Source organism: Mycobacterium sp. E1214 (assembly GCF_001666755.1).
Taxonomy (GTDB): Bacteria; Actinomycetota; Actinomycetes; order Mycobacteriales; family Mycobacteriaceae; genus Mycobacterium.
In genome coordinates this window covers 12,135-37,558 of record NZ_LZJC01000098.1, presented here as the reverse complement: position 1 = coordinate 37,558, position 25,424 = coordinate 12,135, and the positions used below count along the sequence as shown (strand labels likewise).

Genomic DNA, 25,424 nt, shown 5'->3' with positions numbered 1-25,424 from the left:
ATTACGGGACCGCGGGGCGCGGAAATAGTCGGGCCGCCGGGGCTGTTGATGCTTTCGGTTCTGTAGATGCGGATGCGGCCTACCCGGGCGGACAGTGTCGGGAGCAGCCTTTAGATTGGGAGGAGCAGTTTGGTGTCGACGGCGACGAGCCTGTTGGGCACGCCAGCGGCTGCCCAACCGTTGGCCGGTTTCCTGGCCGGCCCGGTGGCGTGGCCGGTGCTCTCCGGGGACACCGCAGCAGAAGGGACCGGGTTGATCCACATGGCCGACTCCGAGGATGGCCTGGACGGCGCGACGGGACCGGACAGTCCCGAGGCCGCGCCGCGCGAGGAGACGGACGCGGAACTGACCGCGCGGTTCGAGCGCGACGCGATCCCGCTGCTCGACCAGCTCTACGGCGGCGCGCTGCGCATGACGCGCAATCCCGCCGACGCGGAGGACCTGCTGCAGGAGACGATGGTCAAGGCCTACGCGGGGTTCCGGTCGTTCAGGGCGGGCACCAACCTCAAGGCGTGGCTGTACCGCATCCTGACCAATACCTACATCAACAGCTATCGCAAGAAGCAGCGTCAGCCGGCCGAATACCCCACCGAGGAGATCACCGACTGGCAGCTGGCGTCCAACGCCGAGCACTCGTCGACCGGGCTGCGCTCCGCCGAGGTGGAGGCGCTGGAGGCCCTGCCGGATTCGGAAATCAAGGACGCGCTGCAAGCTTTGCCGGAAGAATTCCGGATGGCGGTTTACTACGCCGACGTCGAGGGTTTCCCGTATAAGGAAATCGCCGAGATCATGGATACGCCCATCGGAACGGTGATGTCGCGGCTGCATCGCGGTCGACGGCAGCTGCGCGGCCTGTTGGCCGACGTGGCCAAGGAGCGCGGTTTCACCCGCGGGCAGCAGGCGCACGAGGAGGTGTCGTCATGAGTGAGTCGTCCAACCCAGGCGACGTATGCCCCAACGACGCTGCGCACGGCAGCGTCGGCTGTGCGGAGGTGATCCGCCAGGTGTGGTTGCTGCTCGACGGCGAATGCGGCCCGGACACCCGCGAGCAGCTGCGCGCGCACCTCGAGGCGTGCCCGGGCTGCTTCAAGCACTACGGGCTCGAGGAACGGATCAAGGCGCTCGTCGCGTCCAAGTGCAAGGGCGAGCGGGCCCCCGAGGGGTTGCGGGAGCGGCTCCGGCTCGAGATCCGCCGGACCACGATCATCCGCGAACTGCAGTAGCCGCCGGCCGTTCGGTCAGGCGTTGGGCCGCTTGCCGTGGTTGGCCTTGCTGTGCTTGCGGTCGCGCTTCTTCCGGCCTCGTTTGGCCATGGTGAAAACCTCCGTGGATATGCCTGGGAAATGGGGCGCCGGGCGCCCGCTGGCGTGACCCCTAGTCTCTCACAGCCGCCCGTGCCCCGCGGCCACGCCCGGTCCTATGGTTCGATGTAGGCCGAGCCTGATGATGCTCGACGGACCAGCAGCAGCCGTGAGACGAGTGGGGTGAAGATGCCGGAGGACGTACGCGCCGAGATCGTGGCCAGCGTGCTCGAAGTCGTTGTGAACGAGGGCGATCAGATCGGTAAGGGCGACGTCGTCGTGCTGCTGGAGTCGATGAAAATGGAGATTCCCGTCCTGGCCGAGGTCGAGGGCACCGTCAGCAAGGTGAGCGTGGCCGTCGGTGACGTCATCCAGGCCGGCGACCTGATCGCGGTGATCAGCTAGCCACCCGGGGGATCCGGGGAGTCCACGATGTCAACTCTCGGTGATCTGCTCGCCGAACACACGATGCTGCCGGGCAACGCGGTGGACCACCTGCACGCCGTGGTGGGGGAGTGGCAGCTGCTCGCGGACCTGTCGTTCGCCGACTACCTGATGTGGGTGCACCGCGACGACGACGTGCTGGTGTGCGTGGCCCAGTGCCGGCCGAACACCGCGCCGACGGTGCTGCTCACCGACTCGGTGGGCACGGTCGTCCCCGCCGACCAATTGCCGCTGGTGGCCGGGGCGTTCGCGGACGGCACCGCCAGGCGCGACGACGACGCCGGCGAAGAAGACGCCTGGCTGCCCGGCCCGCACGTCGAGGCGTCACCGGTGCGCTACGGCGAGCGGGTGGTCGCCGTGCTCACCCAGCACCAGACCGCCGTGGCCGCCGACCGCACGTCCGGGCAGCTGGAGACCGCCTATCGGGACTGCGCCCGCGACCTGGTGCGGATGCTGGCCGAGGGCACCTTCCCCGACGTGGGTGACGTGGTGATGTCGCGATCCACGCCCCGGGCCGGTGACGGCTTCATCCGCCTCGACGTCGACGGCGTCGTCGCCTACGCCAGCCCCAACGCGGTCTCGGCCTACCACCGGATGGGGCTGACCAGCGACCTCGAGGGCCGCAACCTGGTGAAGGTGACCAGGCCGTTGGTCTCCGACCCGTTCGAGGCGCAGGAGCTGGCCGAGCACGTGCTCGACCTGCTGGCCGGCGGCAAGAGCATGCGGATGGAGGTGGACGCCGGCGGCGCGACGGTGCTGCTGCGGACGCTGCCGCTGGTGGTCGACGGCGCTAGCGCCGGCGCCGCGGTGCTGATCCGCGACGTCACCGAGGTCAAGCGCCGCGACCGCGCGTTGATCTCCAAGGACGCCACGATCCGCGAGATCCACCACCGGGTGAAGAACAACCTGCAGACGGTGGCGGCGTTGCTGCGGCTGCAGGCCCGGCGGACCGTCAACGCCGAGGGGCGCGAGGCGCTGATCGAGTCCGTGCGCCGGGTGTCGTCGATCGCCCTGGTCCACGACGCGTTGTCGATGTCGGTGGACGAGCAGGTGAACCTGGACGAGGTGATCGACCGGATCCTGCCCATCATGAACGACGTGGCATCCGTGGACCGGCCGATCCGGATCAACCGGGTCGGCGACCTGGGGGTGCTGGACTCCGACCGGGCGACGGCGCTGATCATGGTCATCACCGAGTTGGTGCAGAACGCGATCGAGCACGCCTTCGATCCGGCGGCCGAGGAGGGTTCGGTGACCATCCGCGCCGAGCGTTCGGCGCGGTGGCTGGACGTCGTGGTGCACGACGACGGGCGCGGGTTGCCCGACGGGTTCAGCCTGGAAACCTCGGACAGCCTCGGCCTGCAGATCGTGCGGACGCTGGTGTCGGCGGAGCTGGACGGGACGCTGGGAATGCGTCAGGCCGCCGCCCGGGGCACCGACGTGGTGCTGCGGGTGCCGATCGGCCGGCGCGCCCGGCTGCTGCTGTGATGACCCCACGCAAGAGTGCGGCCCCGACGGTTCGTCGGGGCCGCACTCTTGGCACTGACTGGGTCAGACTCCGCTGCGGGCCTTCGTCCGGGCGTTGCGACGCTTGAGTGCGCGCCGCTCGTCTTCGCTCATGCCGCCCCAGACGCCCGAGTCCTGGCCCGTGTTCAAAGCCCAGGCGAGGCACTCTGTGGTCACCGAGCATCGATTGCAGACCAGTTTCGCGTCAGCGATCTGCGCGAGCGCCGGGCCGCTGTTCCCTACCGGGAAGAACAGCTCCGGGTCTTCGTCACGACAGACCGCCTTGTGGCGCCAATCCATAAGTTGTTACTCCTCACTGAGTGCGCAGCAAGGCGCACGGCCGTTTTCTCAAGGCTGCTATCGCGTGCACAAGAAACAGGTCCGTGCCCCTACATGTATTTCTGCATGCAACCTTCTGATCGTTTCACAGGCTCAACGGATGTCAATAGCGCCACGTTCGCTCGTGTGCTATCTCACTTTGATCAACCCGTAGCCGAACCCTTACTCCGTTGTACTACACTGCGGAGCTCCGCCGCCCGAGCAGGCGTTTCGCGACTTCGTCGCGGACGGCGTTACGGCTGCTCGGCGGCCATTTTCGAGGGAGGCGCGACGACCGCGAGGGCGTCCGGGACGGACCTGAATGTCATTGTTTCGCGCACGCCGAGGTAATCGCCGTCGAACTGGCACGCCACCGGGCCGCCGGTGGAGGTGATTCGCAGAAAATCGACGTCGTCGGCGGTGATGAGGTGTTTGAAGTCGAATCTCGGCCGTTTGGCGAACATCTGCCGCACGATGCGCAGGGTGGGAATCGGCTTGAGCGTCGTGGGGGCGAACACGCCGAGCCCCTTCTCGAAGGCGCACCCGGGGTTGGTCCACACCGGACGCTCGTTGGCGAACGTCCAGGGGCTGGAATTCGAGACGAAGGCGAAGCTGACGCCGCCCACCGGTTCGCGGCCGGGCAGTTCGAGCTCCAGCATCGGCTCGCGGCGGGTGTAGCCCCACACGGCCGGGACCGCCGCGCGGATGTAGCGCCAGGCCGAGACCTTGCCGCCCTTGTCGCGCTCGGCCTCGACCGCCGCGACCACCTCGGCGTCCACGCCCATGCCGGTGTTGAACACCGCCCACCGCTCACCGCAGTCGATGAGGCCGATGCGGCGCCACGTCCGGTGCCGGCGATAGTCGTCGAGCAGTTGGATGAGCTGGTTGGTGGCCGCCACCGGATCGCGGGAGATGCCCAACGAGCGGGCGAGCACGTTGGCCGAGCCGCCGGGCACCACCGCGACCGCGGGCACCGGTCCCGTCGGGGTGGAGCCGGGGCGGCCGAGCAGGCCGTTGACCACGCCGCTGACCGTGCCGTCACCGCCGTGCACCACCACCAGGTCGACCCCGTCGGCCAGCGCCTTCTCCGCGAGCTCGGTGCCGTGGCCGCGGTGGTTGGTGTGTTCCACGCTGAGCTGCAGGCGGCTCTTCAACGCGTGGGCGAGCAGGTCGCGGCCGGCCGGGGTGGTCGAGGTGGCGGTGGGGTTGACGATCAGCACGGCCCGCATGAGGCCTGAGCTTAGGCGGAGCGGCTAAGGCCCCGCTGTGCGGTCAGCGGTGGGCGCGCGGTGGCTACGCTGACGCTGTGACCTCACCCGCCGCCCCGGCGCCCGTGCGCGGCGCGGGTCGCGTCGTGGCGGGCCAGGGCGCGGCCGCGCTGGTCGTGGCGGTGGTGTTGGTGGTGCGCGGCATCGCCGGTGCCGACCAGCGCGTCGTCAACGGCCTGGGGACGGCGGCGTGGTTCGTCGTCGTGGGCGGTGTGGTCCTGGCCGCGGGCCGCGCCTTGACGATGGGCAAGCGCTGGGGTCGCGGGCTGGGCGTGTTCACCCAGCTGTTGCTGCTTCCGGTCGCGTGGTACCTGACGGTCGGATCGCACCGGCCGGCGTTCGGGGTCCCGCTGGGCGTGTCGGCGCTGGCCGTGCTGGCGCTGCTGTTCAGCCCCGCCGCGGTGCGCTGGGCCGCCGGCGGCGATCAGGGCGACGCCGCCAGCTCCGCCAGCGGGGCGCCGGACAACCGGTAGGTGGTCCACTCCCGTTGCGCCGCACCGCCGATGCCGTCGTAGAGCGCGATGGCGTCGGCGTTCCAGTTCAGCACAGCCCAGGTCAACCGGGTGTAGTCGCGTTGCACGCATTCGGCGGCCAGCGCCGCCAGCAGCGCGCGGGCCAGCCCGCGGCGCCGAGACGCGGGCCGCACGAACAGGTCTTCGAGATAGATGCCGGCCACGCCGTCCCACGTCGAGAAGTTGGTGAACCACAACGCCATCGCGGCGACCTCGCCGCCGACCTCGGCCACATGCCCGCGGAGCGTCGGCTCCGCGCCGAACAGCGCCGCGGCGATCTGCGTCTCGGCCACCGTGCACTGATCGGCGGCGTGTTCGAAGGCGGCGAGCTCGTGGATCATGGCGGTGATGGCCGCGGCGTCGCCGGGCGCAGCGCGGCGGACGTGCTGGCTCATCGCGGGACCTCCAGGGCGTCGAGGATGGTGGCGAATTTCGTTGTCGTCTCGGCGACTTCGGCGTCGGGATCGGATTCGGCGACGATGCCGCCGCCCGCGTGCGCCAGTGCGCTGCGCCGGTCGGGTGACAGTTGCGCGCAGCGAATGGAGACCACCCAGCGGCCGTCACCGTTCGCGTCGCACCAGCCCACCGCGCCGGCATAGAAGCCGCGGTCGCCCTCGAGCTGGGCGATGAGCCGCGTCGCGTCCCGGGTTGGAACGCCTCCGACGGCCGGGGTGGGGTGCAGGGCCAGCGCCAGATCGATGGCGGTGATCGAGGTGTCGCGCAGCCGGCCGCTGATCGGGGTGCACAGGTGCCACACCGCGGCGGTGCGGCTCAGTTGCGGTTCGGCGGCGATCGACAGCTCGTCGCACAGCGGTTCCAGCGCGGTGCGGATCGTCTCGATGACCAGCCGGTGCTCGTGGCGGTCCTTGGCCGACGCGGCCAGGGCGGCGCCGTTGGCGGCGTCGGCGTCGGGGTCGGCGGCCCGCGGGGCCGACCCGGCGAACGGGCGGCATTCGACGCGGTCGCCGCGGCGGGCCACCAGCAGTTCCGGGCTGGCGCCCACCAGCGCCGCGCCCGCGTGGTCCCCGCCGGCGGGGGTCAGGTCGACGAGGTAACCGTAGGCGGTCGGGTCGGCGGCGATCAGCCGGCGCAGGACGGTGCGGGCGTCCAGTGGCGCGTCGGCGACCAGGCGCAGCGCCCGCGCCAGCACCACCTTGTGCAATGAACTGCCCGGCGCCGCCAGCGAATCGCGCGCCCGCCTGACGCGGTCGCGGTAATCGGCCGGGAGCGGGAGGGCGGCGTCGATCCGCACCGCGGGCAGCGGGAAGTCGGCCCAGCGCGGCGGGACCTCGAGACGCCGCACCGCCTCCGGCGCCACCAGGGCGACCGGCCGAGCTACGTCAAAGGGCAACGCCCCCAACACGATCGGCGCATCACCGTGCCGCAGCGCCGCCTGGGCCGCCGGCAACTCGCGGTAGCTGCACCGCACCCCGTCGCCGATCAGCGTCCCGGTGGGCCCGCACAGCACGAACGGCGGCTCGGCGGCCGTCACTGACCGGTCAGCCCGAGCGAAGTCAGCTGTCGCACACCGTGTTCGAATCCGCACACCCCGATCGAGGCGGTGATCATGGCGAAGCGGCTGCCCTCGACTAGCGGCAACTCGACCCACCGGGTGATCACCGCGCGGGAGAAGTGTCCGTGCCCGACGAACACCACGTCGCGCGTGTCCATGTGCTCGAGCGCCATCGCGACGGCCTCGTCGGCGCGGCGGCTGACATCGGCGACGCTCTCGCCATCCGGGCAGCCGTGCGTCCAGACCAGCCAGTCCGGGTCGGTTTCGTGGATCTGGTCGGTGGTCACGCCCTCGTAGGCCCCGTAGTCCCACTCGGCCAGCAGGGGGGACACCTCGTCGACGGTGAGCCCGGCCAGCTCCGCGGTGTCCAGCGCCCGCTGGCGGGGGCTGCTGATCACCAGCGGGTCGGCCAATCCGAGGTCGGCGAGGACCCGCCCGGCCAGCTTGGCCTGGGTGCGCCCCGTGTCGGTGAGGTCGACCTCGGTGCGGCCGGTGTGCTGCCCGGATTTCGACCACTCAGTCTCGCCGTGGCGCAGCAGCGCCAGTCGGTGATTGTGCACGCCCATGTCCACCGATTCTGCCGGACGACATGCCGTGGCTGCTGGCCGAAGCGCGCCCCGGGTCGGCCATGCCAGGATGGGCACTGGAACCGCGCGGCGACGCAGTGGGGGCACCTTGCGTTGTGCGGGGGACGAAGCGATGAAAAGGAGCGGCGCCTGTGACCAAGTGCCGGGTGTTGGCGGTGGCCAACCAAAAAGGGGGCGTCGCCAAGACGACCACGGTGGCCTCGCTGGGAGCGGCGATGGCCGACGCGAAACAACGGGTGCTGCTCGTCGACCTGGACCCCCAGGGGTGTTTGACCTTTTCGCTGGGTCAGGATCCCGACAAGTTGGCGGTGTCGGTGCACGAGGTGCTGCTCGGTGACGTCGAGCCCAACGCCGCGCTGGTCGCGACCATCGAGGGCATGACGCTGCTGCCGGCCAACATCGACCTCGCCGGCGCCGAGGCGATGCTGCTGATGCGGGCGGGCCGCGAATACGCGCTCAAACGGGCGCTGGCGAAGCTCGCCGACGACTTCGACGTGGTCGTCATCGACTGCCCCCCGTCGCTGGGAGTGCTCACCCTCAACGGGCTGACCGCCGCCGACGAGGTGATCGTGCCGCTGCAGTGCGAGACGCTGGCGCACCGCGGCGTCGGCCAATTCCTGCGCACCGTCAGCGACGTCCAGCAGATCACCAACCCTGACCTGCGGCTGCTGGGCGCCCTGCCGACGCTCTACGACTCGCGCACCACCCACACCCGCGACGTGCTGCTCGACGTCGCCGATCGTTACGACCTGCCGCTGCTGGCCCCGCCGATTCCGCGCACCGTGCGGTTCGCCGAGGCCAGCGCCTCGGGCTCGTCGGTGATCGCCGGCCGCAAGAACAAGGGCGCCGTGGCCTACACCGAGCTCGCGCAGGCGCTGCTCAAGCATTGGAAGACGGGCAAGCCGCTGCCGACGTTCACCGTCGACGCCTAACCGAGCGCCACCACGGTGTCGCCGCGCTGCTCGAAGATCCGCGACCCGGAAACCGCCGGCACCACCGCCGCGCCGCTCGGCGCCCGGTCCACCGGGATGTCGCGCTCGTTCGCGCCGCTGAGCGGGTCGTAGACGCCGAGCCCGCCGGTCACCGGCACCAGTAGCCGGCCCGCCATCATCACGCCCGGCCCCAACGGGACGGTGTTAGCGCCCGCGGCGATGGTGTACCGCAGCGCCAGGGTGCCGGCGTCGAACACCAGCACCGAATCGCCGGTCCACCAGGTCACCAGGCTGCCCGTGCGCGACACCGCCGCCGCAGTGGACGGGGGCCGGGCCAGCAGCGTGCTCGAGACGGTGGCGCCGGTCTCGTCGAGGACTTCGACGCGCGGCTGCGGAGTGGGCAGGTACACGGCCGTGTTGCTGTCGACGACCGCCAACACCCGAGCGCCCGCGTCCGGCGCGACGCCCGGCTCGGACACCAGGTGCTGCTGCGGTTCGTCGTCGTCCTTGCCGGGGCGCAGCAGGTTCAGGCGCAGGTCGGCCTGGTTGGCGCAGCTCTCCAGCACCGAGACCGCCGACGAGCTGGCCGCGGCGGACAGCAGCCGGCACCCGGAGTGCAGGCCGCGCGCCGACGGTTTGACCCGGGCGTCGGTCTCGCCGTAGACGATCATCCGAACCATGTCCGAGCGCCACAGCTCCACGCGGGTGGCGCCGGAGGAGAGCACCGTGGTGCCGTCGGAGGACAGCCGCACCCGCGGGTCGGCGTAACCGCTGCGGGCCGCGCCGCGCCGGCCGGTGGACCCCTCCAGGGTGCTGACCTGCCCGCAACCGCGGTCGTCGTGGTAGACGGCGACGGCGTAGTGGTACACCCACGACACGCCGCACAGGTCGGCGTCGCGGGCGTAGCTCCAGCGGGATCGGCCGGTGTCGAGGTCGCGGCCGTCGACCTGGCGGCCGTCGCCGGTGACCAGGGTGCCGCCCACCGCCACCGGGCCGGTGGTGGCGGGGCTGGCGGCAGTCCAGAGTTGCCGCAGCACGGCCGGCACCTGGCGCGCCGACCCGGGGTTGGGCGCGGGCACCGCGGCCGGCCGGCTGATGGTCGCGCGGGCGTCGCTGGTCCACCAGATCAGCGACGCGGCGGCCGCCACGACGACCGCGATGGCCGCGGCGGCCAAGAGATCGCGCTTGGTCCGGCGCTCGGGTCTGACCATGCGGCGGCGGGGGGCGCTAGTTGGCGCCGGCAGACGGGGTCGTTGCCGCCTCGGCGGGCTTGCGGCGCCGGCGGCGACGCCGGTTGGCGCCGGCGGCGTTGCCCGGGGGAGCGCTGGCCGGGGCGTCCGCGGGCGCGTCCCCGCCCGATCCGCCGGCGGGCGTGCCGCCCGTCGGGTGGCCGCTGACGGGCTGCCCGGCGCGGGTGCGGGTGCGCCGCCGGTTGCCCGAACGGGCGCGCGGGGACCGCTCGGCCTTCGGCGCGTCCTGGTCCTTCGGGCGGCGCTGGCCGTGCGACTTGCGCTTCTCGCCGACCGTGCCGGCGGCCTCGGCGGAGATGCCGAGCTCGGCGTAGAGGTGCGGCGAGCTGGAGTAGGTCTCGGGCGGCTCGGGGCAGTCCAGCCCGAGCGCCTTGTCGATCAGCGACCAGCGGGTCAGCTCGTCCCAGTCCACCAGCGTGACCGCGACGCCGGTCTTGCCGGCCCGTCCGGTGCGGCCGATCCGGTGCACGTAGGCCTGCTCGTCCTCGGGGATCTGGTAGTTGATGACGTGGGTGACGTCGTCGATGTCGATGCCGCGGGCGGCCACGTCGGTGGCGACCAGGACGTCGATCTCGCCGGTGCGGAAGGCCTTCAGGGCCTTTTCCCGGGCCGCCTGGTTGAGGTCGCCGTGCACGGCCCCGACCTTGAAGCCGCGTTCGGCCAACTCGTCGGCGACCTTCTGGGCGGTGCGCTTGGTGCGGGTGAAGATCATCGTGGCGCCGCGGCTGTCGGCCTGCAGCACCCGGCTGACCAGCTCCACCTTGTCCAGGGCGTGGGCCCGGTAGACGTACTGCTTGGTGGTGTCGTGGGTGGCCGCCGAGTGCGGCGCCTCCGCGCGGATGTGGGTCGGCTGGTTCATGAAGGTACGGGCCAGGGTGATGATCGGCCCGGGCATGGTCGCCGAGAACAGCATCGACTGCCGGTCGGTGGGGATCTGACGCAGGATGCGCTCGATGTCGGGCAGGAAGCCCAGGTCCAGCATCTCGTCGGCCTCGTCGAGCACCAGCATGGACAGCCCGCCCAGCTGCAGATGCCCCTGCTGGGCCAGGTCGAGCAGCCGGCCCGGGGTGCCGACGACGACGTCGGCGCCGGCGCGCAACGCCTCGATCTGCGGCTCATAGGCGCGGCCGCCGTAGATGGGCGTGACCGACAGGCGCCGGCCGCCGTCGGCGGTCAGGTACTTGGCGGCGGACGCCAGGTCCTCGGTCACCTGGACGCACAGCTCCCGGGTGGGCACCACGACCAGGGCACGGGGGGTGCCGTTGAGGGGTCGCGTCGCGTTGCCGGTGCTGATGCGCTGCAGCAGGGGCACGCCGAATGCGAAGGTCTTGCCCATGCCGGTGCGGGCCTGCCCGATCAGGTCGTCGCCGGCGAGGGCGAGGGGCAGGGTCAGTTCCTGGATGGCGAACGGGCGCTCGATGCCCTTCTCGGCCAGAGCGCGCACGATTTCGTCGCGAACATCGAGTTGGGCAAAGGTGAGTTCAGTTGTGTTGGTCAGTGTCGTCATGCGTGGATGAGCAGCCTTTCGGTGACGTCTCGGGTGAAATTGTCGGTGTTTCTCTGTCGCGGTCACGCGCGCACGAGTTCCGACTCCGGATGACGTCGCCGAGTCGCGGGCCCCTGCTGAAGAGTGGCGGGCCAGCTGTGCGCGCACATTTCGCCGATAACGGCGGCATCAAATACAGCCGCTATCTACTCCCATGATAGCTGGTCGACAGCTGGCACCCATTTTCCGCTAAGTCCGCCGATTAGAGTGTTGCCATGACCCGGCCCTCCCGTCAGCCCTCCCAAGCCGATTCGGAAGCCGATTCGGAAGCCGACCAGGGGGACGGGCCCAGCGGTTCCGGGGCGCCCCGCCTGTCGGCAGACCACCCGGGCGTCAACGAGTTGTTCGCGGTCCTGGCCTACGGGGAGATCGCTGCGTTCTACCGGCTGACCGACGAGGCGCGGATGGCCCCCGACCTGCGCGGACGCATCTCGATGGCGAGCATGGCCGCCGCCGAGATGCAGCACTACGAGCTGCTGCACGACGCCCTGGAGCGCCGCGGTGTGGACGTGGTGGCGGCGATGTCGAAGTACGTCTCGGCGTTGGAGAACTACCACCGGCTGACCATGCCCAGCACCTGGCTCGAGGCGCTGGTCAAGACCTACGTCGGCGACGCGTTGGCGGCCGATCTGTATCTGGAGATCGCCGAGGGGTTGCCGGAAGAGATCGCCGGCATCGTGCGGGAGGCGCTCTCGCAGACCGGGCATTCCCAGTTCGTGGTGGCCGAGGTCCGCGCCGCCGTGACCTCCAGCGGCAAGCAGCGCAGCCGGCTGGCGCTGTGGTCGCGACGCCTGTTCGGTGAGGCCATCACGCAGGCCCAGTACCTGCTGGCCGACCACGACGAACTGGTCGACTTGGTGGTCGCGGGCGCGGGCGGCCTCGGCCAGCTCAACGCGTTCTTCGACCGGCTACAGCAGACCCACGATCGCCGGATGCGCGACCTCGGGCTGAGCTGACCTCAGCGCGCGCAGCTCGCCAGGCTGGAGTTGTTGCCCGCCGCCACCACGACCTGCCCGGCGGAGTTGACGATCGAGCAGTTCAGCTGCCCGAGGAAGCTCGTCGCGACGACCGACGGGTTCTGCACGCCCGGGTTCAGGACCACCACCTTCGACCAGGGCAGCGACACGTTGAACTCGGTCTGCGGGTAGCCCCGCGCGTCGGTGTAGACGATGTTGACCAGATCCAGCAGCTGCTTAGTGCCGGTCACGCTGTAGACCACGGTGCGCGGGTTCAGCGCGGCCGCGGGCGGCGCGGCGGCCAGGGGCGGCGCCGCGGTGGGCGTGGCGGCCGGGGCGAGGGCCGGCAGGGTGCCGGGCGCCGCGCTGGGCGTGATGGTGGTCACGGTCTCCTGGGGCAGCTGCGCGGTGCGTGACGGCGCCGGGGCCGCGCTGGGCGACGCCGACGGGCTCGTCGTCACCGACGCCGAGCTCGCGGGTTGGGCAGTGGGCGCCCCCAGGGTTGCCTTCGTGGACGCGCTGTCGCCGCTGTTGATGATCACCGCGGTGCCGATGGCGCCCAGGGCCAGGACGGCACCCAGGACGGCCGTCGCCGGGCGCCAACGCGGGTTCGCCGGCCAGCCGGTCCAGTTGTAGTCGTCGTCGACGTACGCGTCCCCGTCGAGGTCGGCGTCGACGTCCTCGTCGTGACCCTCGTCGTAGGAGCCGTAAGAGTCGTAGGACTCGTCGGAGGCCCGGTACGAGCGGTAGCGGTCCTCGTCCGGGTAAGCCCGGATCCGGTCGGTGAGGCGGGGCAAGGTGGTACCCATGGCGCCGAAGTTAGCGACGGGACAGCACGGTTCGGTCGTCCGACATTGGTGTACGCCCACCCGGTAGCGAATCGTTACCCGTTCGCGACCCGGGGTTTCGCTGACCGCGAACCGTCCGGCGGGGGCTGTGGCGGATGCGGGTCGCCCGCGTCCACTAGCCTGCTGCTGACGGGTTCGCGGCGGCAGCGCCAACGGAAGGGCCAACGGAAGGGCCGACGGAAGGGGTGACCGTGGAGGTCAAGATCGGGATCACGGACAGTCCGCGCGAGTTGGTCATCGCCAGCGCGCAGACGCCCGCCGAGGTCGAGGAGGCGGTCGGCCAGGCGTTGAGCGCGGGTCCGGGCCTGCTCAAGCTCAGCGACGAGCGGGGCCGTCGCTACCTGATCCACACCGGCAAGATCGCCTACGTGGAGATCGGCGCGGCCGACGCCCGCCGGGTCGGCTTCGGCATCGGCGCCGAGAAGCTCGCCGCCAAGGGCGCTAAGAGCGAGTAAGCGGCACGTGTGACAGGCCGCCCCAGGCGAACTGGACGGTGCCCTCGACGGCGTCGGCCTTGGAGATGGGGCGGTCGGAGTCCAGCCAGTACCGGGCGCAGTCCACGCTGATGCCGACCAGGCCCACGGCGATCATCCGGGCGCGGTGCGGGTCCAGGCCCGAGTCCGCGCTGATCAACGCGAACACCGCGTCGATGCAGGATTCGGTGGCCACCCGCACTTGGGCGGCCACCTCGGGCTCGGTCACGTAGTCGTTTTCGAAGATCAGCCGGTAGCCCTGGCTGTCGTGTTCGATGAAGTCGAAGAACGCCTGGACCGCGGCGTGCAGGCGCTGCCGGTTGTCGGTGGTGGTGCTCAACGCCTGCTGCACGCCCGACACTAGGTTGTGCACGTGCCGGGCCAGCACGGCCAGGTACAGCTCGAGTTTGCTCGAGAAGTGTTGGTACAGAACGGGTTTGCTGACGCCGGCGCGCTCGGCGATCTCGTCCATGCCCGCGGCGTGGTAGCCGCGGTCGACGAAGACGTCGCTGGCGACGACCAGCAGTTGGCCCCGGCGCTCGTCGCGGGGCAGCCGGTTGCCGCGCCGGCTGGAGGCCGCCAGCCCGTCGGCGGGCCGAGCGCGATCGCCCGTTTTGACGGCACGCCGTGCCGGCGCTTTGGCGACTTCGCTCATCGAGTCCTCATCTGATCGGTCGGCAACCGGGCATCGGCTCCACCGGCCCGCCGCGCTACTCGTTGTTGAAAGACCTTACTACCCGTAACAGCTCGGTGACCGCCGTCGCCGCCGTCGCCGCAGGCAGCGGCGGTGTCGCGGGGCCGGCTCGGGCGCGCCACGGGCGGCCCGCAGGGCGGGTTGTGCAATCCTGGGAAAATGACGTCGCAGCGGCCCGCCCGCGGCGCCGGCCGAGCGCCGGTGCTGCGCGACGAGTGGCGCGAGCCGCTGCGGGCCCTGCGCGACCCGCTGGCGCGGGACGCCGGGCGGGTGCGCTCCGACCGGGAGCGGCCACGCCAGTGGCGCAAGCAGACCTGGCTGGGCCGGTTCGTCTCCACCTACGGCTGGCGGGCCTACGCGCTGCCGGTCCTGGCCGTGGTCACCGTCGTGGTCGTCTACCAGACGGTCACCGGAACCGCCGCCACCGCCCCGTTGGCGAGTCAGCCCACGCAGAGCCCGCAGCCGATCGGCTCGCTGGGCACCTCGATCATCGACGCCCCGCCGCGCGGGCTGGCCGCCTTCGACGCCAACCTGCCCGCCGGGACGCTGCCCAACGGCGGGCCGTTCACCGAGGCCGGGGACAAGACGTGGCACGTGGTGCCGGGCACCACGCCGCAGATCGGGCAGGGCACCATGAAGGTGTTCCGGTACTCCGTCGAGGTCGAGAACGGCGTCGACCCCGCGATGTTCGGCGGCGACAACGCGTTCGCCGAGATGGTGGACCAGACCCTGGACAACCCCAAGAGCTGGACGCACAACCCGCAGTTCGCGTTCATCCGGATCGACGACGGTAAGCCCGACTTCCGGGTCTCGCTGGTCTCCCCCGTCACCGTGCGCGAGGGCTGCGGCTACGAGTTCCGGTTGGAAACCTCCTGCTACAACCCGGTTTACGGGCCCAACAAGGAGGCGCGGGTGTTCATCAACGAGGCGCGCTGGATCCGCGGCGCCGTCCCGTTCGAAGGCGACATCGGCTCCTACCGGCAGTACGTGATCAACCACGAGGTCGGCCACGCCATCGGCTACCTGCACCACGAGGCGTGCGAACAGCAGGGCGCCCTGGCGCCGGTGATGATGCAGCAGACCTTCTCGACGTCGAACAACGACGCGGCCCAGTTCGACCCCGACGTGGTCAAGGCCGACGGCAAGACCTGTCGGTTCAACCCCTGGCCGTTCCCGATCGCCTAGCCGTTCGTTGCCGTCGCGGCGGGTGGCTGCTGTGATGGTGGCAGACCCGCGATCGAGGAGATGAGCACCGTGTCCACGCCGTTGCCGCCGCTGGTGGCGCCCGCCGACGACCTGACCGGCGACGAGGTGGCGCGCTACAGCCGGCACCTGATCATCCCCGACCTCGGCGTCGACGGGCAGAAGCGGCTGAAGAACGCCCGGGTGCTGGTGATCGGCGCGGGCGGCCTGGGTGCGCCCACGCTGCTGTACCTGGCCGCCGCCGGCGTCGGCACGATCGGCATCGTCGACTTCGACGTCGTCGACGAGTCCAACCTGCAGCGCCAGATCATCCACGGCGTCGCCGACGTCGGGCGCCCCAAGGCGCAGTCGGCCCGCGAGTCGATCGCCGCGATCAACCCGCTCGTCGAGGTGTGCCTGCACGAGGTCCGCCTGGACCGCGGCAACGCCCTCGATCTGTTCGGGCGCTACGACCTGATCGTCGACGGCACCGACAACTTCGCGACCCGGTACCTGGTCAACGACGCGGCGGTGTTGGCACGCAAGCCCTACGTGTGGGGGTCGATCTACCGGTTCGAGGGCCAGGTGTCGGTGTTCTGGGAGGACGCGCCCGGTGGCCGCGGGCTGAACTACCGCGACCTCTACCCCGAGCCGCCGCCGGCCGGCTCGGTGCCCTCGTGCGCCGAAGGCGGCGTGCTGGGCGTCGTGTGCGCCTCTGTCGCGTCGGTGATGGCCACGGAGGCGGTGAAACTCATCACCGGGCTGGGCGAGTCGCTGCTCGGCCGGTTGATGATCTACGACGCGCTGGCCATGACGTATCGCACCATCGCGATCCGCAGGGACCCCGCCGAGGCGTTCCGGCCCGCCATCACCGAGCTGATCGACTACGACCAGGTGTGCGGCGTGGCGCCCGAACCGGCGCCCGCCGACGGCGGTTCCACCATCACGCCGCGGGAACTGCGGGACCTGCTGGACTCCGGCGCCCGGCCAGCGCTGATCGACGTGCGCGAGCCCGTCGAATGGGACATCGTGCACATCGACGGGGCGCAGCTCATCCCGCAGTCGCTGCTCGCCTCCGCCGAGGGCCTGGCAAAGCTGCCGCGGGACCGCAAGACGGTGCTCTACTGCAAGACGGGGGTGCGCTCGGCGCGGGCGTTGGAGCAGATCCGCGAGGCCGGCTTCACCGACGCGGTGCATCTGCAGGGCGGCATCGTGGCCTGGGCGGAGCAGATGCAGCCCGACATGGTCCTGTACTGATCCGGTCGCGCCGGCGGCCTCGTTTAGAGTACCGGTGTGACTGTCGAGCCGCCGCCGGACCATGTGCTCTCGGCGTTCGGCTTGGGCGGCGTCAAACCCGTCTATCTGGGCGCCAATTGGGAAGGCGGCTGGCGCTGCGGTGAAGTCGTCCTGTCGCTGGTGGCCGACAACGCGCGCGCGGCGTGGTCGGCGCGCGTGCGCGAGACGTTGTTCGTCGACGGCGTCCGGCTGGCCCGACCCGTCCGCTCGACCGACGGGCGCTACGTGGTGTCCGGCTGGCGGGCCGACACGTTCGTGGCGGGCACGCCCGAACCCCGGCACGACGAGGTGGTCTCCGCGGCGGTGCGCCTGCACGAGGCCACCGGCAAACTCGAACGCCCGCGGTTCCTGACCCAGGGCCCCACCGCGCCGTGGGGCGACGTCGACATCTTCATCGCCGCCGACCGCGCCGCCTGGGAGGAACGGCCGTTGGGTTCGGTGCCGCCGGGCGCGCGGGTGGCCCCGCCGACCGCCGACGCGGAGCGCTCCGTCGAGCTCGTCGAGCAGCTCGCCACGCTGCGCAGGCCGACCAAGAGCCCCAACCAGCTGGTGCACGGCGACCTGTACGGCACAGTGCTTTTCGTGGGCACCGCGGCGCCCGGGATCACCGACATCACCCCCTACTGGCGTCCCGCGTCGTGGGCCGCCGGCGTCGTGGTGGTCGACGCCCTGTCCTGGGGTGACGCCGACGACGGGCTCATCGAGCGCTGGAACGCCCTGCCGGAGTGGCCGCAGATGTTGTTGCGCGCGTTGATGTTCCGCCTGGCCGTGCACGCCCTGCACCCGCGGTCGACCGCCGAGGCCTTCCCGGGGCTGGCCCGCACGGCGGCGCTGGTCCGGCTGGTGCTCTAGGCGCCGGACGGGAATTCGTAGCGGACCGCGTCCAACGGGACCCTGCCGTCGACGGCGAGCACCCCCTCGGCGCGCAGCAGTTCCAGCTGCCGGGTCCGCAGGTGCTGCGCGGGGCGTCCCGACGCGGTGATGACCCGATGCCACGGCAGGTCGGAGGAGTCGGTCCGCATGATCCAGCCGACGATGCGGGGGCTGGAAAGCCCTGCGACGGCGGCGATGTCGCCGTAGGTCACCACCCTGCCGGGCGGCACCGCCGCCACCAGCCCGCGCACCCGCTCGACCTGCTCGTCGGTGACCGGCGCCACGGTCAGCGGCCTTGCCGGAGCTCGCGGGCCAGCGCGGCGACCTCGTCCGGCTTGGCGTAGGGCACCATGTGGTTGCACTCGAAGCTCAGCAGCCGCAGCCCGGCGCCCAGCCGCTGCCGCAGGGCGCCGGTCAGCTGGTCGGTCACGTACGGCGGCGACGTCCAGTTGGCGCGCACCAGGACCGTCGCCGTGTCCGCCGGCGGCAGCACCGCCGGGCGGGCCAGCTCGCTCCAGTACGACATCATCGCGGGCAGGCTGACCCGCCAGCCATAGCGGCCGTTCGGCAGCTCGATCAGGTGCTCGTCGATCTCGGCGTCCAACAGGTCCCGGTCGACGTCCGACCAGGAACCGTGCGCCTTCTCCTGCCGCGCCTGGTCGGCGTCGGGGTAGTCGGGCGAGGACAACATCGCCTGGGCGATGTCGCTCATCCACGCGCCGTCGAGCCCGACGGCCGGGTCGAGCAGCAACAGGGCCGCCACTTTGTCCGGCCGGGCGGCGGCCAGGTGCATGGCCAGTGCCCCGCCGAACGAATGCCCGATGACCAGCACCGGCGCGTCGGCCGCGTCGTCGAGCAGCGCGCCCAGCGCCGCGACGTTGGCGTCGATGGACCAGGGCGCCGCCCACGACGACCTGCCGTGCCCCACCAGATCCGGTGCGGCAAAGCGCAATTCGGGGAGCAGCCCGGCCAGGTGCTGCCAGCGTTGCCCGTGGCCGGTCAACCCGTGCAGGGCCAGGACGTCGACCGCGCCCGGCGGCCCGAAGCGGTGCACGTGCAGCTCAGCGGTCACCCGTCGATCGTGCCAGGTGCCCGCGATGGGACCGGTATGGGCACCGGCAGCGGCTCAGCGATCGTCGTCCCACTCGTCCTCGCCGGAGACGACGTAGGCCTGCTCGATCACGTCGGCTTCGTTGGCCTCCCGCTCGCCGGCGTTCACGTAGCCGACGTCCAGGCCGACCTCGTCGTCGGGGTCGACCGGTTGCAGCTGCTCCACGGCGTCCCCCTCCGGAGCCTCGTCGGCGGGAAACCCGCGTTCGTCATCCCTCACGACCGAAAGCCCTCCTTTGCGTTTCGTCGGGTTGCTTGCGCCCTCCAGGGTAGGGGCCGCGGCGCGGCGGCGTCGGCCCGCGAGGTCGCGGCCCTTGTCGGACCCCCGTGGTGTCATGCCCTCATGCCGTACACGTGGGGTGCCGACGCGCACGCCGTCCTCGACCCGGGCGCGCGCGGCCGGGTGCGCATCCTCGGCGGTCCCGGCACGGGCAAGAGCAGCCTGCTCGTCGACGCCGCGATCGCCCGGATCCGCGCCGGCGTCGAGCCGGAATCGCTTCTGCTGCTTACCGGTTCGGGCCGCCTCGGCGCCCGGGCCCGCAGCGGCCTGACGACGGCGCTGCTCAACTCGCGCCCCGCCGGCGCCGGGCGCGCCGCCGTGCGCGAACCGTTGGTGCGCACCGTGCACGGCTACGCCTACGCGGTGTTGCGCCGGGCCGCCGAGCGCACCGGCGACGCGCCCCCGCGGCTGGTGACCAGCGCCGAACAGGACGCCATCATCCGCGAGCTCTTGGCCGGTGACATCGCCGACGGTCCCCGCTCGGCGGTGGCGTGGCCGGCGCCGCTGCGGCCCGCGCTGGGCACCGCGGGCTTCGCCACCGAATTGCGTAACCTGCTGGCGCGCTGCGCCGAACGCGGCGTCGACCCGCAGGAGTTGGAGCGCCTCGGCCGGCGCAGCCGCCGGCCGGAGTGGACGGCCGCCGGCCAGTTCGCGCGGCAGTACGAGCAGGTGATGCTGCTGCGGGCGGCGGCGGGCACGGCGGCGCCGCAGGCGACCACGCCGGCGCTGGGCGCCGCCGAACTCGTCGGCGCGGCGTTGGAGGCGTTCGCCATGGACGCCGAGCTGCTGGCGGCCGAGCGCGCCCGCATCCGGGTCCTGCTGGTCGACGACGCCCAACAGCTCGACCCGCAGGCGGCCCGGCTGGTCCGCGTGCTGGCGGCCGGGGCCGACGCGGCGCTGATCGCCGGGGACCCCAACCAGGCGGTGTTCGGCTTCCGCGGCGGCGAATCCGCGAGCCTCCTCGACGACGCGGGTCCGCAAACCTCGTCGGTGACGCTGACGGTGTCGCATCGCTGCGCGCCGGCGGTGGCGCGCGCCGTCAGCGGCATCGCGGGCCGGCTGCCCGGCAGCGGCCCCGGCCGGCGGATCGAGGGCACCGGCGCCGAGGACGGCTCCGTGACGGTCCGCCTGGCCGCGTCCGAGCACGCCGAGGCGGCGCTGATCGCCGACACGCTGCGCCGCGCGCACCTGCTCGACGGCGTGCCGTGGTCACAGATGGCGGTCGTCGTGCGGTCGGTGCCGCGCGCCGGCGCCCGGCTGCCGCGGGCACTGGCGGCCGCCGGGGTGCCGGTGGCCGCGCCCGCGGTCGGGGCCGCCGTGTCCGAGGAGCCGGCGGTCCGGGCGTTGCTGACGGTCCTGCTCGCCACCTCCGACGGGCTCGACGGCGAGCGGGCGCTGGCCCTGGTGACCGGCCCGCTCGGCCGCGTCGACCCGGTGACGCTGCGCCAACTGCGCCGCGCCCTGCAGCGCGCCCACCCCGGGCCGGCGGACCTTCCCGAACTGCTGGCCGAGGCGCTGTCCGGCGCCGCCGGGTGCCCGCCGGCGCCGCAGTTCCGCCCGCTGCAGCGGGTCCGCGCCGTGCTCGACGCCGCCGCGAGGTCCCACCGCGCGGGCCAGGATCCGCGCTACATCCTGTGGGCGGCGTGGCAGCGGTCCGGCCTGCAGCGCCGCTGGCTGGCGGCGGCCGAGCGCGGCGGCCCCGGCGGCGCGCAGGCGACCCGTGACCTGGCGTCGGTCACGCGACTGTTCGACATCACCGACGACTACGTGTCGCGGACCGCGGGCGCGTCGCTGCGCGGGTTCATCGAGCACGTCAGCGCGCTGCAGTTGCCGGGTGCCACCGCCGAACCGGTCGCACCGGCCGAGCAGGTCGCCGTCCTCAGCGCGCACGCCGCGCTCGGCCACGAGTGGGACGTCGTGGTCGTCGCCGGCCTGCAGGACGGGTTGTGGCCCAACACCGTTCCGCGCGGTGGGGTGCTGGCCACGCAGCGGCTGCTGGACGCGCTCGACGGCGTGGCCGAGCAGGCGTCGGTGCGGGCGCCGCTGCTGGCCGAGGAGCGCCGGCTGCTGGTGGCGGCGCTGGGCCGGGCCCGGCGCCGCGTGTTGGTGACGGCCGTGGACAGCGACGCGGGCGGGGCGGGGGACGAGGCCGCGCTGCCGTCGCCGTTCTTCTCCGAGATCGCCCAGTGGGCCGGCGACGGCGGCGATCTCGCCGCGGCGCAACCCGTCGCCGCGCCGCGGGTGTTGTCCGCCGCGGCGTTGGTGGGCCGGCTGCGCGGCGTGGTCTGCGCCCCCGACGGCGCGGTCGACGACGCGGCCCGGAGTTGCGCGGCGGCGCAGTTGGCGCGCCTGGCCGCCGCCGGGGTGCCGGGCGCCGACCCGTCGAGCTGGCACGGCCTGACCCCGCTCAGCACCGGCGCGCCGTTGCGCGGCGCCGCGGATGCCGTGACGCTGACGCCGTCGTCCCTGCAGACCCTCAGCGACTGCCCCCTGCGCTGGCTGGCCGAACGGCACGGCGGGACGAACCCGCGCGACCTGCGTTCGACGATCGGCTCGGTGGTGCACGCGTTGGTCGCCGAGCCGTACCGCGGCGAGCCCGAGCTGCTCGCCGCCCTCGAGCGCGCCTGGCAGCACCTGCCCTTCGACGCGCAGTGGCACTCGGCCAACGAGCTGGCCCGGCACCGGGCGATGCTCGAGGCGTTCGTCGAGTGGCGGGCGCAGACCCGCGGCGCGCTGACCGAGGTGGGCGTCGAGGTCGACATCGACGGGACCCTGGGCGCGCCGCGCGCGGACGGCGGCGAGGTGCGGCTGCGCGGCCGGGTCGACCGGCTGGAGCGCGACGCCGCGGGCCGGCTGGTGATCGTCGACATCAAGACGGGCAAGACGCCGGTCAGCAAGGACGACGCCCAGCAGCACGCCCAGTTGGCGATGTACCAGCTGGCCGTGGCCGAGGGCATGGTCGCCGCCGACCCCGACGCCGTCGAACCCGGCGGCGCCCGGCTCGTGTACGTCGGCAAGACGGGCGCCGCCGGGGCGGCGGAACGCGAGCAGGACCCGCTCACCCCCGCGGGCGTCGCGCAGTGGCGCGACGCCGTGCGGCACGCGGCCGACGCGGCGACCGGCCCGCGGTTCGTCGCGCGGCGCAACGACGGTTGCGCGCACTGCCCCGTCCGCCCGGCCTGCCCCGCCCACGGCGACGGGGCGGCATCGTGAGCGCCCGCTACAGCCCGGCAGAACTGGCCGGCGCCCTCGGGCTGTTCCCGCCCACCGACGAACAGGCCGCCGTGATCGCCGCGCCGCCGGGGCCGCTGGTCGTCATCGCCGGCGCCGGGGCCGGCAAGACCGAGACCATGGCCGCGCGGGTGGTGTGGCTGGTCGCCAACGGATACGCCGACCCGGGCCAGGTGCTGGGCCTGACGTTCACCCGCAAGGCCGCCGGGCAGCTGCTGCGTCGGGTCCGCTCGCGGCTGGGGCGGCTGGCCGGCGTCGGCCTGGGCGCCGGCGGGGCCCCGGCGTTCGAGACCGACGCCGCGCCGACGGTCAGCACCTACCACGCGTTCGCCGGCTCGCTGCTGCGCGACTACGGGCTGCTGCTGCCCGCCGAACCCGACAGCCGGCTGCTCGGCGAGACCGAGCTGTGGCAGCTGGCGTTCGACGTGGTGACCGGCTACCGCGGTGAGCTGCACCTCGACAAGACCCCGGCCGCGGTCACCGCGATGGTCCTGCGGCTGTGGGGCGCGCTGGCCGAGCACCTGGTGGACACCGCCCAGCTCCGGGACACCCACGTGGAGCTGGAGCGGCTCGTGCACGCCCTGCCGGCCGGCCCCTACCAGCGCGACCGCGGGCCCAGCCAATGGCTGTTGCGGCTCGCCGCGGCCCAGGCCGAGCGCACCGAGCTGGTGCCGCTGCTCGACGCGCTGGCGCAGCGGATGCGCGCCGCGAAGGTGATGGACTTCGGGGCGCAGATGGCCTCCGCGGCACGGCTCGCGGCGGCCTTCCCGCAGGTCGGTGACGACCTGCGGGCCCGCTATCGGGTGGTGCTGCTCGACGAGTACCAGGACACCGGGCACGCGCAGCGCGTCGCGTTGTCCGCGCTGTTCGGCGGCGGCGTCGACGACGGGTTGGCGCTCACGGCCGTGGGCGACCCGATCCAGTCGATCTACGGCTGGCGTGGTGCGTCGGCCACCAACCTGCCGCGGTTCAGCACCGACTTTCCCCGCTCCGACGGCACGCCCGCGCCGGTCCGTGAACTGCGGACCAGCTGGCGCAACCCGCCGACCACCCTGCAGGTGGCGAACGCGGTCTCGGCCGAGGCGCGCAGCCGCTCCGTCTCCGTGCACGCGTTGCGCCCACGCCCGGACGCCCCGCCGGGCACCGTGCTGGCCGCGCTGCTGCCGGACGTCCAGGCCGAGCGGGACTGGATCGCCGACCAGCTCGACGCCCACTACGCGCGGGCTCGCGCCGACGGCGTCAGCCCGCCGACGGCCGCGGTGTTGGTGCGGCGCAACGCCGACGCCGCGCCCATCGCCGACGCCCTGCGGGCCCGCGGGGTGCCGGTCGAGGTCGTCGGGCTGGCCGGGCTGCTGTGGGTCCCGGAGGTCGCGGAGCTGGTCGCCATGTTGCGCCTGGTGGCCGACCCGACGGCGGGCGCGGCCGCGATGCGGGTGCTCACCGGCCCCCGCTGGCGTCTGGGGGCCGCCGACCTGGCCGCCCTGTGGCGGCGCGCGGTGACGCTGAGCGGCGGTGCCGGGGCGCCCGCGCCCGGCTCGCCCGAGTCGATCGCGAGGGCGGCCGGCCCGGACGCCGACGCGGCGTGCCTGGCCGACGCGATCGCCGACCCCGGGCCGCCCGAGGCGTATTCGGCCGCCGGTCACCGGCGCATCACCGCGCTGGCCGCGGAGCTGAGCGCGCTGCGCGGCCACCTCGGACACCCCCTGCCCGACCTGGTCGCCGAGGTGCGGCGAACGCTGGGCCTGGACTGCGAGGTCCGCGCGACGGCCGGGGCGGCGGGCTGGGCCGGCACCGAGCACCTCGACGCCTTCGCCGACGTGGTCGCCGGCTACGCCGAGCGGGCCGGCGCCGCGGGGCGGGTCACCGACCCGCCGGCGGCGGCGTCGGTGGCGGGGCTGCTCGCCTACCTCGACGCGGCCGAGACCGTCGAGAACGGGCTGGCGCCGGCGCCCGTGGCGGCGGCGCGCGACCGCGTCCAAATCCTTACCGTGCACTCCGCGAAGGGCCTGGAGTGGCAGGTGGTGGCGGTCGCGCACCTCTCGGGCGGGGTGTTCCCGTCGACGGCCTCGCGCAGCACCTGGTTGACCGACGCCGCCGAGTTGCCGCCGCTGCTGCGCGGGGACCGCGCGTCCACCGGCGCGCTGGGCATCCCGGTGCTCGACACGTCCGCCGTCACCAATCGAAAGCAGCTGTCGGACACGATCTCCGAGCACCGCCGCCAGCTCGAACAGCGGCGCGTCGACGAGGAGCGCCGCCTGCTCTACGTCGCGATCACCCGGGCCGAAGACACCCTGCTGGTGTCGGGCCATCACTGGGGCGCCACCGGCATCAAGCCGCGCGGGCCCTCGGAGTTCCTGTGCGAGGTCAAGGACGTCATCGACCGCTCGGCCGCCGCTGGCGCGCCGTGCGGGGAGGTGGCGCACTGGGCGCCCGCCCCGGCCGACGGCGAGGCGAACCCGTTGCGCGACAACGCCGTCGAGGCGCACTGGCCGGTCGACCCGCTGGGTGCGCGCCGCGACGCGGTCGAGCGCGGCGCGGCCCTGGTGGCCGCGGCGATGGCGGCCGGGGACTGCGCGGTCGCCGGCGTCGGGGCGGGGGACGCCGACGCCGAGGGGTGGGCGGCCGACGTCGACGCGCTGCTGGCCGAGAAGGCGCGGCTGGCCGCCCCCGCGCCCCGCGCCCTGCCGGGTCAACTGTCGGTCAGCGGCCTGGTGGACCTGGCGCGCGATCCGCAGGCCGCGGCGCAACGTCTGATGCACCGCCTGCCGTCGCGGCCGGATCCGCACGCGTTGCTGGGCAACGCCTTTCACGCGTGGGTGCAGAAGTTCTACGGCGCCGAGTGGCTGTTCGATCTCGGTGACCTACCGGGCGCCGCCGACGCCGACGTCGGGGATCCGCACGAGTTGGCCGCCCTGCAGGCGGCCTTCACCGAATCGCCGTGGGCGGCGCGCACACCCGTTGCCGTCGAAGTGCCGTTCGAGATGCCAATCGGCGACACCTTGGTGCGCGGCCGCATCGACGCGGTGTTCGCCGACCCCGACGGCGGGGCCACGGTCGTGGACTGGAAGACGGGCGAACCGCCCCGCGGCCCGGACGCGCTTCGGCAGGCCGCCGTCCAGCTCGCGGTGTACCGCCTGGCGTGGGCCGCGCTGGCCGGCGTTCCCGAGGCGTCGGTGCGCACGGCGTTTCACTACGTGCGCGCCCGCACCACGATCCGCGCCGACGATCTGCCCAGCCCCGCGGAGCTGGCCGGGCTGCTCGGCGCCGGCGCCGCCGACGCGTGACCCGGCCGTCGGGCGGGGAC

General features: G+C 72.9%; 26 protein-coding genes. 13 read left to right on the top strand and 13 right to left on the bottom strand.

Annotated features, from left to right (window positions below; all coding sequences use genetic code 11):
* The first annotated feature begins 261 nt into the window (after nucleotides 1–261).
* Nucleotides 262–924 carry a sigma-70 family RNA polymerase sigma factor gene (locus A5700_RS14590; protein ID WP_197502844.1) on the top strand — a complete coding sequence of 221 codons (663 nt, stop codon included), beginning with the start codon at nucleotides 262–264 and terminating at the stop codon, nucleotides 922–924.
* Nucleotides 921–1,223 (top strand): mycothiol system anti-sigma-R factor, encoded by a 303-nt coding sequence (rsrA, locus tag A5700_RS14585; protein ID WP_068070343.1) that lies wholly within the window; start codon nucleotides 921–923, stop codon nucleotides 1,221–1,223. The genes A5700_RS14590 and rsrA overlap by 4 nt, the downstream gene beginning before the upstream one ends.
* Nucleotides 1,224–1,238: 15 nt before the next feature.
* Here rsrA and A5700_RS27425 read toward each other — a convergent pair whose 3' ends face one another.
* Complete coding sequence (locus A5700_RS27425; RefSeq protein WP_011728008.1) at nucleotides 1,239–1,313, bottom strand: 50S ribosomal protein bL37; 75 nt, start codon at nucleotides 1,311–1,313, stop codon at nucleotides 1,239–1,241.
* Nucleotides 1,314–1,490: 177 nt separating this feature from the next.
* Here A5700_RS27425 and A5700_RS14580 point away from each other — a divergent pair, with 177 nt between their 5' ends.
* Both A5700_RS14580 and A5700_RS14575 read left to right on the top strand, forming a co-directional pair.
* Nucleotides 1,491–1,706: a biotin/lipoyl-binding carrier protein gene (locus A5700_RS14580; RefSeq protein ID WP_068070376.1), complete on the top strand. Its 216-nt coding sequence runs from the start codon at nucleotides 1,491–1,493 to the stop codon at nucleotides 1,704–1,706.
* Nucleotides 1,707–1,733: 27 nt separating this feature from the next.
* Nucleotides 1,734–3,233, top strand: coding sequence for a sensor histidine kinase (locus A5700_RS14575; protein WP_068070344.1), 1,500 nt, complete (start codon nucleotides 1,734–1,736; stop codon nucleotides 3,231–3,233).
* A gap of 63 nt (nucleotides 3,234–3,296) precedes the next feature.
* Here the strand turns inward: A5700_RS14575 and whiB1 are convergent, their stop codons facing one another.
* Nucleotides 3,297–3,551 (bottom strand): transcriptional regulator WhiB1, encoded by a 255-nt coding sequence (whiB1, locus tag A5700_RS14570; RefSeq protein ID WP_068070345.1) that lies wholly within the window; start codon nucleotides 3,549–3,551, stop codon nucleotides 3,297–3,299.
* Nucleotides 3,552–3,823: 272 nt separating this feature from the next.
* Entirely contained in the window at nucleotides 3,824–4,798 is a 975-nt protein-coding gene (locus tag A5700_RS14565) for a diacylglycerol kinase family protein (protein ID WP_068070346.1), read from the bottom strand.
* Nucleotides 4,799–4,875: 77 nt separating this feature from the next.
* Here A5700_RS14565 and A5700_RS14560 point away from each other — a divergent pair, with 77 nt between their 5' ends.
* The gene (locus tag A5700_RS14560; protein ID WP_068070347.1) at nucleotides 4,876–5,310 is read left to right on the top strand and encodes a hypothetical protein; all 435 of its coding nucleotides are present in this window, start codon (nucleotides 4,876–4,878) and stop codon (nucleotides 5,308–5,310) included.
* On the opposite strand, the gene A5700_RS14555 is transcribed toward A5700_RS14560, so the two are convergent.
* From A5700_RS14555 to A5700_RS14545, 3 genes are read right to left on the bottom strand one after another with little or no spacing between them, the layout of a single operon-like run.
* On the bottom strand, nucleotides 5,262–5,744 hold the full coding sequence (locus tag A5700_RS14555) for a GNAT family N-acetyltransferase (RefSeq protein WP_068070348.1): 483 nt from the start codon (nucleotides 5,742–5,744) through the stop codon (nucleotides 5,262–5,264). The two genes, A5700_RS14560 and A5700_RS14555, sit on opposite strands and share 49 nt — an antisense overlap.
* Nucleotides 5,741–6,841 (bottom strand): isochorismate synthase MenF, encoded by a 1,101-nt coding sequence (locus tag A5700_RS14550; protein WP_068070349.1) that lies wholly within the window; start codon nucleotides 6,839–6,841, stop codon nucleotides 5,741–5,743. The genes A5700_RS14555 and A5700_RS14550 overlap by 4 nt, the downstream gene beginning before the upstream one ends.
* On the bottom strand, nucleotides 6,838–7,428 hold the full coding sequence (locus tag A5700_RS14545; protein WP_068070350.1) for an acid phosphatase: 591 nt from the start codon (nucleotides 7,426–7,428) through the stop codon (nucleotides 6,838–6,840). Before A5700_RS14545 ends, A5700_RS14550 begins: the two co-directional genes overlap by 4 nt.
* A 152-nt stretch (nucleotides 7,429–7,580) precedes the next feature.
* Between A5700_RS14545 and A5700_RS14540 the strand changes: the two genes are divergently transcribed.
* Nucleotides 7,581–8,381, top strand: coding sequence for a ParA family protein (locus A5700_RS14540; RefSeq protein ID WP_068070351.1), 801 nt, complete (start codon nucleotides 7,581–7,583; stop codon nucleotides 8,379–8,381).
* Here the strand turns inward: A5700_RS14540 and A5700_RS14535 are convergent.
* Together A5700_RS14535 and A5700_RS14530 are read right to left on the bottom strand one after the other, a co-directional pair.
* On the bottom strand, nucleotides 8,378–9,592 hold the full coding sequence (locus A5700_RS14535) for a hypothetical protein (RefSeq protein ID WP_068070352.1): 1,215 nt from the start codon (nucleotides 9,590–9,592) through the stop codon (nucleotides 8,378–8,380). The two genes, A5700_RS14540 and A5700_RS14535, sit on opposite strands and share 4 nt — an antisense overlap.
* A gap of 16 nt (nucleotides 9,593–9,608) precedes the next feature.
* Complete coding sequence (locus tag A5700_RS14530; RefSeq protein WP_068070353.1) at nucleotides 9,609–11,138, bottom strand: DEAD/DEAH box helicase; 1,530 nt, start codon at nucleotides 11,136–11,138, stop codon at nucleotides 9,609–9,611.
* 254 nt (nucleotides 11,139–11,392) lie between these two features.
* Here A5700_RS14530 and A5700_RS14525 point away from each other — a divergent pair, with 254 nt between their 5' ends.
* Entirely contained in the window at nucleotides 11,393–12,133 is a 741-nt protein-coding gene (locus A5700_RS14525) for a ferritin-like fold-containing protein (RefSeq protein WP_068070354.1), read from the top strand.
* Nucleotides 12,134–12,135: 2 nt separating this feature from the next.
* On the opposite strand, the gene A5700_RS14520 is transcribed toward A5700_RS14525, so the two are convergent.
* A complete protein-coding gene (locus A5700_RS14520) occupies nucleotides 12,136–12,942 on the bottom strand; it encodes an MmpS family transport accessory protein (RefSeq protein ID WP_068070355.1) in 807 nt (268 codons plus the stop codon).
* Nucleotides 12,943–13,166: 224 nt separating this feature from the next.
* On the opposite strand from A5700_RS14520, the gene A5700_RS14515 reads away from it, so the two are divergent.
* On the top strand, nucleotides 13,167–13,436 hold the full coding sequence (locus A5700_RS14515) for a DUF3107 domain-containing protein (protein ID WP_082959884.1): 270 nt from the start codon (nucleotides 13,167–13,169) through the stop codon (nucleotides 13,434–13,436).
* Here A5700_RS14515 and A5700_RS14510 read toward each other — a convergent pair.
* Nucleotides 13,423–14,109, bottom strand: coding sequence for a TetR/AcrR family transcriptional regulator (locus A5700_RS14510; RefSeq protein ID WP_068070356.1), 687 nt, complete (start codon nucleotides 14,107–14,109; stop codon nucleotides 13,423–13,425). The two genes, A5700_RS14515 and A5700_RS14510, sit on opposite strands and share 14 nt — an antisense overlap.
* Before the next feature lie 198 nt (nucleotides 14,110–14,307).
* Between A5700_RS14510 and A5700_RS14505 the strand changes: the two genes are divergently transcribed.
* The 3 genes from A5700_RS14505 (at nucleotide 14,308) to A5700_RS14495 (ending at nucleotide 17,478) form a co-directional block, all read left to right on the top strand.
* On the top strand, nucleotides 14,308–15,333 hold the full coding sequence (locus tag A5700_RS14505; protein WP_156671219.1) for a DUF3152 domain-containing protein: 1,026 nt from the start codon (nucleotides 14,308–14,310) through the stop codon (nucleotides 15,331–15,333).
* Between the two features lie 69 nt (nucleotides 15,334–15,402).
* Nucleotides 15,403–16,587: an adenylyltransferase/sulfurtransferase MoeZ gene (gene moeZ / locus A5700_RS14500; protein WP_156671223.1), complete on the top strand. Its 1,185-nt coding sequence runs from the start codon at nucleotides 15,403–15,405 to the stop codon at nucleotides 16,585–16,587.
* Nucleotides 16,588–16,623: 36 nt separating this feature from the next.
* A complete protein-coding gene (locus A5700_RS14495; RefSeq protein WP_068070359.1) occupies nucleotides 16,624–17,478 on the top strand; it encodes a TIGR02569 family protein in 855 nt (284 codons plus the stop codon).
* Here the strand turns inward: A5700_RS14495 and A5700_RS14490 are convergent.
* From A5700_RS14490 to A5700_RS14480, 3 genes are read right to left on the bottom strand one after another with little or no spacing between them, the layout of a single operon-like run.
* Nucleotides 17,475–17,783: an MGMT family protein gene (locus tag A5700_RS14490; protein WP_068070360.1), complete on the bottom strand. Its 309-nt coding sequence runs from the start codon at nucleotides 17,781–17,783 to the stop codon at nucleotides 17,475–17,477. The two genes, A5700_RS14495 and A5700_RS14490, sit on opposite strands and share 4 nt — an antisense overlap.
* Before the next feature lie 2 nt (nucleotides 17,784–17,785).
* Nucleotides 17,786–18,571 carry an alpha/beta hydrolase gene (locus tag A5700_RS14485; RefSeq protein WP_068070361.1) on the bottom strand — a complete coding sequence of 262 codons (786 nt, stop codon included), beginning with the start codon at nucleotides 18,569–18,571 and terminating at the stop codon, nucleotides 17,786–17,788.
* A gap of 54 nt (nucleotides 18,572–18,625) precedes the next feature.
* On the bottom strand, nucleotides 18,626–18,829 hold the full coding sequence (locus tag A5700_RS14480) for a hypothetical protein (protein WP_068070362.1): 204 nt from the start codon (nucleotides 18,827–18,829) through the stop codon (nucleotides 18,626–18,628).
* A gap of 123 nt (nucleotides 18,830–18,952) precedes the next feature.
* Here A5700_RS14480 and A5700_RS14475 point away from each other — a divergent pair, with 123 nt between their 5' ends.
* Nucleotides 18,953–22,102 carry an ATP-dependent DNA helicase gene (locus tag A5700_RS14475; RefSeq protein ID WP_068204816.1) on the top strand — a complete coding sequence of 1,050 codons (3,150 nt, stop codon included), beginning with the start codon at nucleotides 18,953–18,955 and terminating at the stop codon, nucleotides 22,100–22,102.
* Complete coding sequence (locus A5700_RS14470) at nucleotides 22,099–25,404, top strand: ATP-dependent helicase (protein ID WP_068070378.1); 3,306 nt, start codon at nucleotides 22,099–22,101, stop codon at nucleotides 25,402–25,404. Before A5700_RS14475 ends, A5700_RS14470 begins: the two co-directional genes overlap by 4 nt.
* Nucleotides 25,405–25,424: the final 20 nt, after the last annotated feature.